The sequence below is a fragment of the Ornithinimicrobium murale genome, assembly GCF_003352835.1.
Classification (GTDB): domain Bacteria; phylum Actinomycetota; class Actinomycetes; order Actinomycetales; family Dermatophilaceae; genus Ornithinicoccus; species Ornithinicoccus muralis.
In genome coordinates, this window is record NZ_QLVD01000015.1 from 37,237 (window position 1) to 51,510 (window position 14,274).

Below are 14,274 nucleotides of genomic sequence, written 5' to 3' on the forward strand. Positions count from 1 at the left end.
CGTTGAGGTATGCGCCCCACGACTGACCTCCAGCGGACTGTCGCGCCGATCCGCGTCGAGTCCGACTTCCAGCCCAGCGGTGACCAGCCGACCGCCATCGCGGATCTGGCCGGCCGGATCAACCGCGGTGAGCAGGACGTCGTGCTGCTCGGCGCCACCGGCACCGGCAAGTCCGCGACCACCGCCTGGCTCCTCGAGCAGGTCCAGCGCCCCACCCTGGTGATGGCCCCCAACAAGACCCTGGCGGCCCAGCTGGCCAACGAGTTCCGCGAGCTGCTGCCCAACAACGCGGTGGAGTACTTCGTCAGCTACTACGACTACTACCAGCCCGAGGCCTATGTGCCGCAGACGGACACCTACATCGAGAAGGACTCCTCGATCAACGACGAGGTCGAGCGGCTGCGCCACTCGGCGACCAACTCGCTGCTGACCCGCCGCGACGTGGTCGTGGTCGCCTCGGTGTCCTGCATCTACGGCCTGGGCACCCCGCAGGAGTATGTCGACCGCATGGTCCAGCTGAAGGTCGGCGACGAGATCGAGCGCGACGACCTGCTGCGCAAGTTCGTGACGATGCAGTACACGCGCAACGACATGGCCTTCACCCGGGGCACCTTCCGGGTGCGAGGTGACACGGTCGAGATCATTCCGCAGTACGAAGAGCTCGCCGTGCGCATCGAGTTCTTCGGCGACGAGATCGACAAGCTCTACACGCTCAACCCGCTCACCGGTGAGGTCGTGCGCGAGGAGCAGGAGATGTATGTCTTCCCGGCCTCGCACTATGTCGCGGGCCCGGAGCGCATGGAGAAGGCCGTGGCCGGCATCGAGGCAGAGCTGGCCGAGCAGCTGGCCACCTTCGAGCGTGAGGGCAAGCTGCTGGAGGCTCAACGCCTGCGGATGCGGACGACCTATGACATCGAGATGATGCGTCAGGTCGGGTCCTGCTCCGGCATCGAGAACTACTCGCTCCACATCGACGGACGCGAGCGCGGCTCCGCCCCCAACTGCCTCCTGGACTACTTCCCGGAGGACTTCCTGCTGGTGATCGATGAGTCCCATGTCACCGTCCCGCAGATCGGGGCGATGTATGAGGGTGACATGTCACGCAAGCGCACCCTGGTGGACCACGGCTTCCGCCTGCCCAGCGCGATGGACAACCGGCCGCTGAAGTGGGAGGAGTTCCTGGAGCGGATCGGACAGACGGTCTACCTGTCGGCGACACCGGGGGACTACGAGGTGGCCAAGTCCGACGGGGTGGTCGAGCAGATCATCCGGCCCACCGGACTGGTCGACCCCGAGGTCGTGCTCAAGCCCACGAAGGGTCAGATCGATGACCTGCTGCACGAGATCGGTGAGCGCACGGCCAAGAACGAGCGGGTGCTGGTCACGACCCTCACCAAGAAGATGGCCGAGGACCTCACCGACTACCTCCTCGACAAGGGGGTGCGGGTCCGCTATCTGCACTCCGAGGTCGACACCCTGCGCCGGGTGGAGCTGCTCCGCGAGCTGCGGCTGGGGGAGTACGACGTGCTGGTCGGCATCAACCTCCTGCGGGAGGGACTGGACCTGCCCGAGGTCTCCCTGGTCAGCATCCTGGACGCCGACAAGGAGGGTTTCCTCCGCTCCGCCCGGTCCCTGATCCAGACGATCGGCCGGGCCGCGCGCAACGTGTCGGGTCAGGTGCACATGTATGCCGACAAGATGACGCCCTCCATGGAGCAGGCTATTGACGAGACCAACCGGCGGCGCGAGAAGCAACTGGCCTACAACGCCGAGCACGGCATCGATCCCACGCCGCTGCGCAAGAAGATCGCTGACATCACCGACCTGCTGGAGCGCGAGGACGCCGACACCGAGGCGCTGATGGGCAGCGGGCGAGCCCAGTCGCGCGGCAAGCGGGGCCGCCCCAACGCTGGTGCCGTCGCCGCGGACGCCGGCGTGGCGCTGGGGGGCCGGCGGGAGAACCTCGCGGCGAGTGAGCTCGCCCAGCTCATCCAGGAACTGACCGGGCAGATGCACCAGGCAGCGACAGACCTGCACTTCGAGCTGGCCGCCCGGTTGCGCGACGAGATCGGCGACCTCAAGAAGGAGCTTCGCCAGATGCGGGAGCACGCTGGCTGACCAGCTGTTGGTTCTCTGCTCATCCTTCCTGCCTGCGATTGTGGCCGACGAGCCAGTGCACAGTGGCACGTGTCGTCCCCTGTGCTGTGAGAGAATCGGGCCGTGCGGAGGGGAGTATCCCCATCTCGTTAGTCGTCCGTCATCACGGCACCCGACAGGTGCCCGGGCCGCTGGCCGGTCACGCTGACCGGTGGGAGAGACCTCCGGTCAGTCGTGATCCCCTCACCGAAAGGCCTCCGCGTCTTGTTTGACAATGCGTTCGTTCCCGCGAGCACCGCCATGATCTTTGTCGGTGCCATGATCGTGGTGCTCCTGTTTGACGTGATCGTCCTGGGGCGCCGCCCGCACGTGCCCAGCAACCGGGAGACAGGCACCGCGCTCGGCCTGTATGTCGGGCTGGCCATCGCGTTTGGCATCTACGTGTGGGTGGTCGGTGGCCACCAGCTCGGGGGCGAGTTCTTCGCCGGGTGGTTGACCGAGTACTCCCTGTCGGTCGACAACCTGTTCATCTTCATCATCATCATGGCGAACCTCAAGGTGCCGCGGATGTACCAGCAGTACGCACTGCTCATCGGCATCGTCATCGCCCTCATCCTGCGGGCCATCTTCATCATGCTCGGCGCGCAGGCGATCGAGGCCTGGTCCTGGGTGTTCTACATCTTCGGCGCCTTCCTGATCTACACCGCAATCAAGCTGGCCATGGAGAATCTGGGCAGCGACAGCGAAGAGGACGAGGGCGAGAGCAAGCTGATCACGTTCGCGCGGCGGGTGCTGCCGTTCACCGACTCCTGGGACCACGGCAAGAAGCTCAGCGTCATGGAGAACGGCAAGCGGGTCCTCACGCCCATGTTGCTGGTCATCCTGGCGCTGGGCATGACCGACCTGCTCTTTGCTCTTGACTCCATCCCTGCGATCTTCGGCCTCACCCAGGACCCGTTCCTGGTGCTCATGGCCAATATCTTCGCCCTGATGGGACTGCGTCAGCTCTACTTCCTGATCGGCAACCTGCTGCAGCGCCTGGTCTACCTGGGCATCGGGCTCGCGGTCCTGCTGGCGTTCATCGGTCTGAAGCTGGTCTTCCACGCCATGCACGTCAACGAACTGTCGTTCATCAACAACGGTGAGCCGTTCCTGTGGGCACCGGAGATCCCGATCTGGTTGTCCCTGACGATGATCGTCGGGATCCTGGGCATCACCACCGTCGCGAGTCTGATCAAGAGTGGGCGGGACGCGCGACGCGCAGAGCGCGACCAGCTGGAGCTGGACGAGGTCTCGGCCCGTGGCTTCTATGGCACGGACGACGACGCCTCACCCGGCGACGGCCCGCGGGACCCGTCCGGACGCGCCTAAACGCCGCGGCCACGCCGGCCGAGGACGGCGATGCTGGCCGCGACCACCATGGCCATCCCGGCCACCTGCAGGGGCGCCATCGTCTGGGAGAGCACCAAGAGCCCGGCGAGGGCGGCCGCTGCCGGCTCCAGGCTGAGCAGCACGCCGAACACGCCGGCCGACAGCCGGCGCAGGGCCAGCAGCTCGAGGGAGTACGGGATGGCCGAGGAGAGCAGCGCGATGCCCAGCCCGCGCAGCAGCACCTCCCCACTCAGCAGGCTGGACCCGGCGCCCAGCACTCCAAGAGGCAGCAGCGCAACGGCGCCGATCGTGAGGGCGATCGCCATGCCGTCCAGCCCCTCGAAGCGCGCGCCGGTCCGGCCGCTCAGCAGGATGTAGGCCGCCCAGAAGCCGCCCGCCGCGGCCGCGAGGGCGATGCCGATCAGGTCCATGTCAGCCCAGGGCACCGTGAGAACCTCGGAGATGAGCAGGACACCGAGGAGGGCGAGCACCACGGCCAGCGCGTCCCGGCCGCGTCGGGAGGTCACCGCGGCGAGCAGCAGCGGGCCGAGAAACTCGATGGTGACGGCTACGCCGATGGGCAGCCGCTCCAGTGAGGCGTAGAAGCAGAGGTTCATCGAGGTCAGGGCCGCGGCAAAGCCGGTCACCGTCAACCAGTCCGCTCGGGTCCGACCTCGCCAGCTGGGCCGCACGAGCGCCAGGAGGAGCACAGCGGCCAGGAGGATGCGCAGCAGGACCGAGCCGAGCACGCCGACGATCGGCAGCAGGGTTGCGGCCAGTGCACCACCGAACTGGACCGACAGCACCGCCACCAGGACCAGCAGGACCGGGTGACCCTGCAGGGTTGTGGTGAGGCCGTTGCCCCTCGTGCGTCCGGTCACCAACCCCGTGCGCGCCATTCGGCCAGGTGCGGACGCTGCGCCCCCAATGTGGTGCTGTCACCGTGGCCCGGGTGGACCACCGTGGCATCGGGGTAGACGTCGAAGACCCGCGCCTCGAGGTCATCCATCAGGGACGTGAACGCGGATGCGTCCGGCGTCTTTCCTGGCCCGCCAGGGAAGAGACTGTCGCCGGTGAACAGCCGGGCCCTGCCTGCCCCGTCCGTCAGGGCGAGCGCGATCGAGCCGGGGGTGTGGCCCCGCAGCGCGATCACGTCGAGCACGAGCTCACCCACGGTGATCCGGTCACCGTGCGTCAGCTCGACGTCGGGGAGGACCGGCAGGGCGGATGCGTCCGGCGCGCCCGCAGCGGTGCGTGGCGCATAGGTGTCCACGAGGGCACCCAGCGCACGGTGGTGGTCCCAGTGCTGGTGGGTGGTCACCACCGTGGTGAGCTGGCCGGATCCGGCGTTCACCAGGTCCCGGAGTCGCTCGGCATCCGCGGCAGCGTCGATCAGGAGTTGTGCCCCGGTCTGGTGGCAGGTGACCAGATAGCAGTTGTTGTCCATCTCGGACACACTCGCCTTGCGCACCTGGGCGGTCCCCAGGTCCTCCAGCCAGGCGACACCGCCCGGCTCGACGTGGGCGGGGTCGGGAGTCGTGTCAGCCATCCCTTGAGTGTATTCGCCGTGCTCAGATGCTGACCGGCGCGTCGGTCGGCCGCACCGGTGCGGGCAGCGAGGTGTTCCCCGTGAGGTAGCGGTCGACCTCGGCAGCGCACGCCCGTCCCTCCGCAATGGCCCAGACGATGAGCGACTGGCCACGGCCGGCGTCTCCTGCCACGAAGACCCCGGGCACGTCGGTGGCATAGTGCTCGTCCCGGTCGAAGAGTCCCCGCGGCGTGGTGGCGAGCTCGGTGCCGGTGGCCACCACCGGGTCCGGGCCGGTGAAGCCGAGCGCCACCAGCACCAGGTCTGCCGGGATGGTCCGCTCGGTCCCGGCGTGGGCATCAAAACGACCGTCGGTCCGCTCCCCGTCGACGATGTGCACGCCGCTGGCCGCGCCATCGGTGGTGACGACCTCCAGGGTGTTGACCCCAAACACGCGCTCACCGCCCTCCTCGTGCGACTCACCCACGCGGTGGATCAGCGGGTACATCGGCCACGGGTGGTGCTCCGGGCGCTCGGTCGGTGGTTCGGGGCGGATGTCGAGCTGGGTGACGCTGGCCGCGCCCTGCCGGATGGCCGTGCCGTAGCAGTCGGCGCCCGTGTCGCCGCCACCGACGATCACCACGTGCTTGCCCTCGGCGTCGATGCCGCGCTCACTGCCCAGGGCCTCACGGTTGGCGGGCACCAGGAAGTCCATGGCGGGGTGGACGCCCGACACATCGTGCCCGGAGACACCGAGCGGGCGGGGCACGGTGGAGCCGACAGCGAGCACGACGGCGTCGAAGCGCTCGGAGAGCTCGGCCAGACTCAGGTCACCGGGGGCCTGGCCCCCGATCGTGACTCCGGTCCGGAACCGGATCCCCTCAGAACGCAGCTGGACGAGCCGACGGTCCAGCACCGCCTTCTCCATCTTGAACTCCGGGATGCCGTAGCGCAGGAGCCCTCCGATCGCGTCGTCCCGCTCGTGGACGACGACCGTGTGACCCGCGCGCCCCAGTTGCTGGGCTGCCGCGAGGCCGGCGGGACCCGACCCGACCACGGCGATGGTTCGACCGCTGAGCCACTCGGGCTCCTGCGCGGTGACCATGCCGTTGTCGAAGGCTCGGTCGATGATCGAGACCTCCACCTGCTTGATGGTGACGGCTGGCTGACTGATGCTCAGCACGCATGCCGTCTCGCAGGGCGCCGGGCAGAGCCGCCCGGTGAACTCCGGGAAGTTGTTCGTGGCGTGCAGCCGCTCGATCGCCTCGCGGAAGTTGCCACGTCGGGCCAGGTCGTTCCACTCTGGGATCAGGTTGCCCAGCGGGCACCCCTGGTGACAGAACGGGATGCCACAGTCCATGCACCGGCCGGCCTGGCGGCGGAGCACGCCGTCCTCCTGGGCGGTGTGCACCTCCTTCCAGTCCATGATGCGCACCGGCACCGGCCGGCTGGGCTGGGGCTCGCGGTCACGGTGGTTCAGGAAGCCATGTGGGTCAGCCACGGGAGTCCTCCAGGATGAGTTGCCAGGCGTGGGGTCCGTCGGGGTCCTCGCCCCGGGCGGCGACCTCCTCGCGGATCCGCAGCACCCCGGCATACTGCCGTGGTGTGATCCGGGTGAACCGCGTGGGCCAGTCGGGGGCGTCCAGGATCTGCCGGGCCACCGTCGAGCCGGTGAGGTCGATGTGCTCGGTGAGCAGCTCGTGCAGCACCCCTGCCGTCGGACCGTCGGCCTCGACCGGGTCGAGGATCAGGTCACCGGCGGAGACTGCGGCACTGTTCATCCGGGCCGGTGCCAGGTCCAGGACGTAGGCAGTGCCGCCGGACATCCCGGCACCCAGGTTGCGTCCTGTCGGGCCGAGGATCAGCACGGTGCCGCCGGTCATGTACTCCAGTGCATGGTCACCGACGCCCTCCACCACGGCAATGGCGCCGGAGTTGCGGACACAGAAGCGTTCCCCGACCAGACCCCGGAGGTTGAGCTGTCCGGAGGTGGCTCCGTAGGCGATCACGTTGCCCGCGATGACCTGGTCGGCGGCCGTGAAAGGGGCCGACTCAGGTGGGCGCACTACGAGCTGGCCACCGGACAGGCCCTTGCCGACGTAGTCATTGGCGTCGCCGACCAGGCGGAGCGTGACACCCCGGGGCAGGAAGGCGCCGAAGGACTGGCCGGCGGACCCGGTGAGACTGAAGTCGATGGTGCCGTCGGGTAGGCCGTCCGCCCCGTGTCGACGGGTCACCTCGTGGCCGAGCATGGTGCCGAGGGTGCGATTGACGTTGCGCACCGCGAAGTGCCCCGTGACGCGGCCCCGGTGCTCCAGGGCAGGGGCCGCCGCCTCGATGAGCCGGTGGTCCAGCGCCCGCTCCAACCCGTGGTCCTGGGCGCTGGTGCGACGCAGGGCCGCACCCTCGGGCACCTCCTCAGGGTGCAGCAGCGGCGCCAGGTCGAGGCCGTCCGCCTTCCAGTGGGCCGTGGCCGCCTCGGTGTCGAGCAGGTCGACGCGGCCGATCACCTCATCCAGGGTCCGATAGCCCAGGGCGGCGAGATGCTCGCGGACCTGCTCGGCGATGAACTGGAAGAAGGTGATGACGTGCTCGGCCTGCCCGGTGTAGCGCTCCCGCAGCTCCGGGTTCTGCGTCGCGACACCCACCGGGCAGGTGTCGAGGTGGCAGACCCGCATCATGACGCAGCCGGAGACCACCAGCGGCGCGGTGGCGAAGCCGAACTCCTCGGCACCCAGCAGAGCCGCGATGACCACGTCCCGGCCGGTCTTGAGCTGGCCGTCGACCTGGACGGTGATCCGGTCCCGGAGCCCGTTGCGCAGCAGCGTCTGCTGCGTCTCGGCCAGCCCCAGCTCCCACGGCGTCCCCGCGTGCTTGAGCGAGGTCAGCGGGCTCGCGCCGGTGCCCCCGTCGAATCCGGAGATGAGCACCACGTCGGCGTGCGCCTTCGAGACACCGGCCGCCACGGTGCCGACACCCACCTGGCTGACCAGTTTGACGTGGACGCGCGCCCGCGGATTGGCGTTCTTGAGGTCGTGGATCAGTTGGGCCAGGTCCTCGATGGAGTAGATGTCGTGGTGTGGCGGAGGGGAGATCAGACCGACGCCCGGAGTGGAGTGCCGGGTGGCGGCCACCCACGGATAGACCTTGCCGGGCGGCAGCTGGCCGCCCTCACCGGGCTTGGCGCCCTGGGCCACCTTGATCTGGATATCGTCCGCGCTGACCAGGTAGGCACTGGTGACCCCGAACCGGCCCGAGGCGACCTGCTTGATCGCTGAGCGACGCTCCGGGTCGGTCAGGCGATCCGGCTCCTCGCCGCCCTCGCCGCTGTTGGATCGGCCACCGAGCCGGTTCATCGCGATGGCCAGGGTCTCGTGGGCCTCCCTGGAGATCGACCCGTAGCTCATCGCCCCGGTCGCGAACCGCTTCACGATCTCGCTCACCGGCTCGACCTCCTCCAGTGGCACTGGATCGCGGTCACCGCTGAGCCGCATGAGCCCCCGGAGGGTCATCAGATGCTCCGACTGGTCGTCCACCAGATCGGTGTACTGACGGAAGATGTCATAGCGCCCGGAGCGGGTCGCGTGCTGCAGACGGAAGACGGTCTCCGGGTTGAACAGGTGCGGCGGGCCCTCCCGGCGCCACTGGTACTCACCACCGATCTCGAGCTTGCGGTGATAGGGCGGGATGCCGCTGAGCGGGTAGGCCACACTGTGTCGGCGGGCCACCTCCTCGGCGATCACGTCCAGGCCGACCCCATCCAGCTGGCTGGTGGTGCCGGTGAACCACTGGTCGACCAGCTCGCGGGAGAGACCGAGGGCCTCGAAGGTCTGGGCCCCGCGGTAGGACGACACGGTGGAGATGCCCATCTTGCTCATCACCTTCAGCACGCCCTTGCCGAGCGCTCTGATCAGGTTGGCGATCGCCACCTCCGGGTCGAGGCCGTCCAGTTGGTGGCCAGCGCGGCAGAGGTCCTCGACCGACTCCATGGCCAGGTAGGGGTTGACCGCGGCCGCCCCGTAGGCGACGAGGAGCGCCACGTGATGCACCTCACGGACATCCCCTGCCTCCACCAGCAGCCCGACCCTCGTGCGGGTGTGCTCGCGCACCAGGTGGTGGTGGACGGCACTGGTCAGCAGCAGCGACGGGATCGGTGCGTGTTCCCGGTCCGCGTGCCGGTCGGACAGCACGACGAAGAAGGCTCCCCGCGCGACCGCCTCTGACACCTGGCGACAGATCTCCTCCAGTCGCTCCTGGAGCGCCGCACCTCCACCATCGACGCGATACAGACCGCGCACCACGACGGGCGCGAAGTCCGGGTGGAGGCCCTCCAGGTTGATGTGGCGCAGGCTCGCGAGCTCGTCGTTGTCGATGACCGGGAAGTCCAGCTCCACCTGCCGGGCGTGCGCCGGGCTCTCCTCGAGCAGGTTGGCCTCGGGTCCGGTCGAGGTGGACAGCGAGGTGACGACCTCCTCCCGGATGGCGTCCAGGGGTGGGTTGGTGACCTGCGCGAAGGCGCCGACAAAGTAGTCGAAGAGCAGCCGGGGACGGTCCGAGAGCACGGCGACGGGCGTGTCCGAGCCCATGGCGCCCAACGGCTCTGCGCCGGTCTGCGCCATGGGGGAGAGCAGGATCCGCAGCTCCTCCTCGGTGTAACCGAAGATCTGCTGTCGTCGGGTGACCGATGCGTGCGTGTGCCGGACGTGCACGCGCTCGGGCAGCTGTTCCAGGCGCACCAGATTGTCCCGCAGCCACTGGCGGTAGGGCTGACGTGCCGCCAGCTCGTGCTTCAGGGCGCGGTCGTCGACGATCTCGCCGGCCGCGGTGTCCACCAGGAACATGCGTCCCGGCTCGACCCGGCCCTTGCGGACCACGGTCGCCTCCGGGATCGGCAGCACCCCGGACTCGCTGCCCAGCACGACCAGGCCGTCGTCGGTCACCCAGTAGCGAGAGGGTCGCAGGCCGTTGCGGTCCAGGACACCCCCGACCTGGGTCCCGTCGGTGAAGACCAGGTTCATGGGGCCGTCCCAGGGCTCCATGACCATGGAGTGGAACTCGTAGAAGGCCCGGACGTCATCGGGGAGCTCGGCGTTGTTCTCCCAGGCCTCGGGCACCATCATCAGCACTGCGTGCGGCAGCGAGCGGCCGCCGAGGTGCAGCAGCTCGAGGACCTCATCGAAGGTCGCCGAGTCGCTCCCACCGGGTGTGCAGATCGGCAGGACATCGGCCAGGTCACCGGGGAACACGGAGGTGTCCAGGTTGCTCTCCCGGGCGTTCATCCAGTTGCGGTTGCCACGCACTGTGTTGATCTCGCCGTTGTGCGCGATGACCCGGTAGGGATGGGCCAGCGGCCAGGACGGGAAGGTGTTGGTCGAGAAGCGCGAGTGGACCACGGCCAGCTGCGACTCGTAGCGCTCGTCGGTGAGGTCGGGGAAGAACTCGGCGAGCTGCGTCGTGGTGAGCATGCCCTTGTAGCCCAGGGTGCGGGTGGACAGCGACACCGGGTAGACGTCGGTGCGCCGCTCGATGAGCCGACGGGCGAGCCAGGCGCGCCGCTCGAGGTCCAGACCGGTCTCACCGGTCCGCGAGGCGACGACCAGCTGCCGCATGACCGGCATGGTGGACCGGGCCATCGGCCCCACGATCTCCGGGCGGGTCGGCACCTCGCGCCACGTCAGCAGCTGCAGGCCGGCCCCGTCGAGGAGCTCCTCGACCGCCGTGGCCGCCCCCTCGGGGTCCGCCGCTGGCAGGAAGAGCAGCCCCACGGCATACGACCCGGGACCCGGGAGGTCAACGTCCAGCACGTCGCGCAGGAAACGGTCCGGGACCTGCGTGAGGATCCCCGCGCCGTCGCCGGAGTCCGGCTCAGCCCCCACGGCACCACGGTGATCCAGGTTGTGGAGCGCAGTGACCGCGTGAGCCACGATGTCGTGACCGGGGTAGCCCCGGAGGGTGGCGACGAAGGCCACGCCGCAGGCGTCGTGCTCGTGAGCAGCGTCATAGAGGCCGGGAGCGCGGCCGGAGTGGTCACTGCTGGGAGGCCGACCGGCCGGGGCAACGGAAAAGGGGGTCACAAAAGGGGGGCTCTGGTTCATGGCACCGTCTCGAGGGGCGGGCAGCCTGTAGCCGCGTGGATATCTGACCTGGGACGTCACTGTCCCGCTGTGGCACAGCACCTCCGGCATCGCTGGAAAGGTGCTGCGCTGACTGTAGGGGGTGCGAGCCCGGTTGCCGAAGCAAGCGTGTCACACCTCACATAACTATGCAGGGGTCAGCATAACTTGTCATCGGAGGCGGTGACTGTCACCGGCACGATCTAACATCGAGAGCGTGCCATCCACGACTCCCACCACCATCCCGCACCGGCACGACCAGTTGGTCGTCCGCGGTGCCCGCGAGCACAACCTCAAGGACGTCTCGGTCGAGATCCCGCGCGACTCCCTGGTCGTCTTCACCGGGCTGAGTGGCTCGGGCAAGTCCTCGCTCGCCTTCGACACGATCTTCGCCGAGGGGCAGCGGCGCTATGTCGAGTCGCTGTCCGCCTACGCGCGGCAGTTCCTCGGGCAGATGGACAAGCCGGACGTGGACTTCATCGAGGGGCTGTCCCCGGCGGTCTCGATCGACCAGAAGTCCACCAACCGCAACCCGCGCTCGACGGTCGGCACCATCACCGAGGTCTATGACTACCTCCGCCTCCTGTATGCCCGGGTGGGCCACCCGCACTGCCCGGTCTGCGGCGAGGCGATCGCCCGGCAGACCCCCCAGCAGATCGTGGACCGGCTCCTGGAGCTGCCGGAGGGCACCCGCTTCCAGGTGCTCGCTCCGGTCGTGCGCTCCCGCAAGGGTGAGTATGTCGACCTGTTCAGTGAGCTGCAGGGCAAGGGCTTCTCCCGTGCCCGGGTGGACGGTGAGGTCGTCTCGCTGAGCGAGCCGCCCGTGCTGGAGAAACAGAAGAAGCACACCATCGAGGTGGTTGTGGACCGCCTGGTGGCCAAGGGACAGGAGAGCAAGGCCAAGCAACGGCTGACCGACTCCGTCGAGACGGCGCTGGGTCTGGCCGGCGGACTGCTCCTGGTGGAGTTCGTGGACATCGCGGACGACGACCCCGAGGGCCGGCCACGCGAGCGCCGGTTCTCCGAGCGGATGGCCTGCCCCAACGACCATCCGCTCGCGATCGACGAGGTCGAGCCGCGCTCGTTCTCCTTCAACAGCCCGTTCGGCGCATGCCCGTCCTGCACCGGCATCGGGGTGGAGCTGGAGGTCGACCCCGAGCTGGTGATCCGGGACGAGGACGCCTCGATCATGGAGGGAGCCATCACCCCCTGGTCGACGGCGCACGGCATCAGTGACTACTTCATCCGGGTGCTGGGCGGTCTCGGGGAGGACCTCAAGTTCGATCTGGAGACGCCCTGGCGGGCTCTGCCCGGACGGGCGCGGGACGCGATCCTGCACGGCTACAAGCACAAGGTGCACGTGCGCTACCGCAACCGGTTCGGGCGGGAGCGCGCCTACAGCACGGGGTTTGAGGGCGTCATCCCCTACGTCAAGCGCAAGCACGCCGAAACGGACTCGGACACCAGCCGTGAGCGCTACGAGTCCTACATGCGTGAGGTGCCGTGCCCGGTGTGCCACGGGAGCCGGCTCAAGCCGGAGATCCTCGCGGTGACCATCGGCGGCCGGAACATCTCCGAGGTGTGTGCGTTGCCCATCGACCAGTGCGCCGAGTTCGTGCGGTCGCTGGACTTCACCGAGCGGGAGGCGCAGATCGCCGAGCGGGTGCTCGTGGAGGTGATGTCGCGGCTGGGCTTCCTGCTGGACGTCGGGCTCGACTACATCTCCCTCGACCGGCCCGCGGCCACTCTCTCCGGCGGCGAGGCCCAGCGGATCCGGCTGGCGACCCAGATCGGCTCCGGCCTGGTGGGGGTGCTCTATGTCCTGGACGAGCCGTCGATCGGGCTGCACCAGCGCGACAACCACCGCCTGATCGAGACGCTCACGCGGCTGCGCGACCTCGGGAACACCCTGATCGTGGTGGAGCACGACGAGGACACCATCCAGGCCGCCGACTGGGTGGTTGACATCGGCCCAGGAGCCGGGGAGCACGGTGGGCAGGTGGTCCACTCCGGATCGGTGACCGACCTGCTGGGCCATGAGACCTCCCTCACCGGTGCCTACCTGGCCGGCCGCCGGGAGATCGCCCTGCCGGCGCAGCGCCGGCCCCAGGACGGCCGCTACGTCAAGGTCGTCGGAGCCAACGAGCACAACCTGCAGGGTGTCGACGTGCGGTTCCCGCTCGGCAACCTGGTGGCGATCACCGGCGTCTCCGGCTCGGGCAAGTCCACCCTGGTCAACGACATCCTCTACAAGGTGATGGCCAACCGCCTCAACGGCGCACGTCAGGTGCCCGGCCGGCACAAGCGGGTCGACGGCCTGGAGGAGCTGGACAAGGTGGTGCACGTCGACCAGGGGCCGATCGGCCGCACCCCCAGGAGCAACCCGGCGACCTACACCGGCGTGTTCGACCACGTGCGCAAGTTGTTCGCCGAGACGACCGAGGCCAAGGTCCGCGGCTATCTGCCCGGCCGGTTCTCGTTCAACGTCAAGGGTGGTCGCTGTGAGGCGTGCTCCGGTGACGGCACGCTCAAGATCGAGATGAACTTCCTCCCGGACGTCTATGTCCCCTGCGAGGTCTGTCACGGCGCCCGCTACAACCGGGAGACCCTCGAGGTCCACTTCAAGGGCAAGACCATCTCGGACGTGCTCGACATGCCGATCGAGGAGGCTGCCGACTTCTTCGCCGCCGTCCCAGCCATCTCCCGGCACCTGAAGACCCTGGTCGAGGTCGGTCTGGGTTATGTGCGCCTCGGACAGCCGGCGCCGACCCTGTCCGGGGGTGAGGCGCAGCGCGTCAAGCTCGCCGCCGAGCTCCAGAAGCGGTCGACCGGACGCACCGTCTATGTGCTCGACGAGCCGACGACCGGGCTGCACTTCGAGGACATCCGCAAACTGCTCGGGGTGCTCCAGGGGCTGGTGGACAAGGGCAACACCGTGCTGGTGATCGAGCACAACCTCGACGTGATCAAGAGTGCTGACTGGGTCGTCGACCTGGGCCCCGAGGGAGGCAGGGGAGGTGGCACGGTCGTGGCCCAGGGCAGCCCCGAGACGATCGCCGCGGCGACGTCGAGCCACACCGGGCGGTTCCTGGCACCACTGTTGGAGCGGGGACGCTCGGCCAGGTCCAGCGCCCGTGCCAAGCCCCGTGGGCGGTCTGCCTGACT

7 protein-coding genes are annotated in these 14,274 nt (G+C 68.8%); 3 read left to right on the forward strand and 4 right to left on the reverse strand.

From position 1 onward, the window contains the following. Positions 1 to 9 precede the first annotated feature (9 nt). Together uvrB and DPQ65_RS05205 are read left to right on the forward strand one after the other, a co-directional pair. Entirely contained in the window at positions 10 to 2,118 is a 2,109-nt protein-coding gene (gene uvrB, locus DPQ65_RS05200; protein WP_114906323.1) for an excinuclease ABC subunit UvrB, read from the forward strand. Between the two features lie 279 nt (positions 2,119 to 2,397). Next, a complete protein-coding gene (locus DPQ65_RS05205) occupies positions 2,398 to 3,468 on the forward strand; it encodes a TerC family protein (RefSeq protein ID WP_114906324.1) in 1,071 nt (356 codons plus the stop codon). Here the strand turns inward: DPQ65_RS05205 and DPQ65_RS05210 are convergent. The 4 genes from DPQ65_RS05210 to gltB are packed head-to-tail and all read right to left on the reverse strand — an operon-like array spanning position 3,465 to position 11,091. Then, positions 3,465 to 4,349: an EamA family transporter gene (locus tag DPQ65_RS05210; RefSeq protein WP_238146695.1), complete on the reverse strand. Its 885-nt coding sequence runs from the start codon at positions 4,347 to 4,349 to the stop codon at positions 3,465 to 3,467. The genes DPQ65_RS05205 and DPQ65_RS05210 overlap by 4 nt on opposite strands. Next, positions 4,346 to 5,017 carry an MBL fold metallo-hydrolase gene (locus tag DPQ65_RS05215; protein WP_114906326.1) on the reverse strand — a complete coding sequence of 224 codons (672 nt, stop codon included), beginning with the start codon at positions 5,015 to 5,017 and terminating at the stop codon, positions 4,346 to 4,348. Before DPQ65_RS05215 ends, DPQ65_RS05210 begins: the two co-directional genes overlap by 4 nt. A gap of 22 nt (positions 5,018 to 5,039) precedes the next feature. Continuing rightward, a complete protein-coding gene (locus tag DPQ65_RS05220; protein WP_114906327.1) occupies positions 5,040 to 6,497 on the reverse strand; it encodes a glutamate synthase subunit beta in 1,458 nt (485 codons plus the stop codon). Further along, the gene (gene gltB, locus DPQ65_RS05225) at positions 6,490 to 11,091 is read right to left on the reverse strand and encodes a glutamate synthase large subunit (protein ID WP_114906328.1); all 4,602 of its coding nucleotides are present in this window, start codon (positions 11,089 to 11,091) and stop codon (positions 6,490 to 6,492) included. The genes DPQ65_RS05220 and gltB overlap by 8 nt, the downstream gene beginning before the upstream one ends. A 226-nt stretch (positions 11,092 to 11,317) precedes the next feature. On the opposite strand from gltB, the gene uvrA reads away from it, so the two are divergent. Next, a complete protein-coding gene (gene uvrA / locus DPQ65_RS05230) occupies positions 11,318 to 14,272 on the forward strand; it encodes an excinuclease ABC subunit UvrA (RefSeq protein WP_202863024.1) in 2,955 nt (984 codons plus the stop codon). Positions 14,273 to 14,274 lie beyond the last annotated feature (2 nt).

What these genes read in the sequence shown, in the direction of transcription:
- gltB (WP_114906328.1), bottom strand. Translation starts at nt 11,091, where the DNA reads ATGAACCAGAGCCCCCCTTTTGTGACCCCCTTTTCCGTTGCCCCGGCC.
- DPQ65_RS05205 (WP_114906324.1), top strand. Translation starts at nt 2,398, where the DNA reads ATGATCTTTGTCGGTGCCATGATCGTGGTGCTCCTGTTTGACGTGATC.
- DPQ65_RS05215 (WP_114906326.1), bottom strand. Translation starts at nt 5,017, where the DNA reads ATGGCTGACACGACTCCCGACCCCGCCCACGTCGAGCCGGGCGGTGTC.
- uvrB (WP_114906323.1), top strand. Translation starts at nt 10, where the DNA reads ATGCGCCCCACGACTGACCTCCAGCGGACTGTCGCGCCGATCCGCGTC.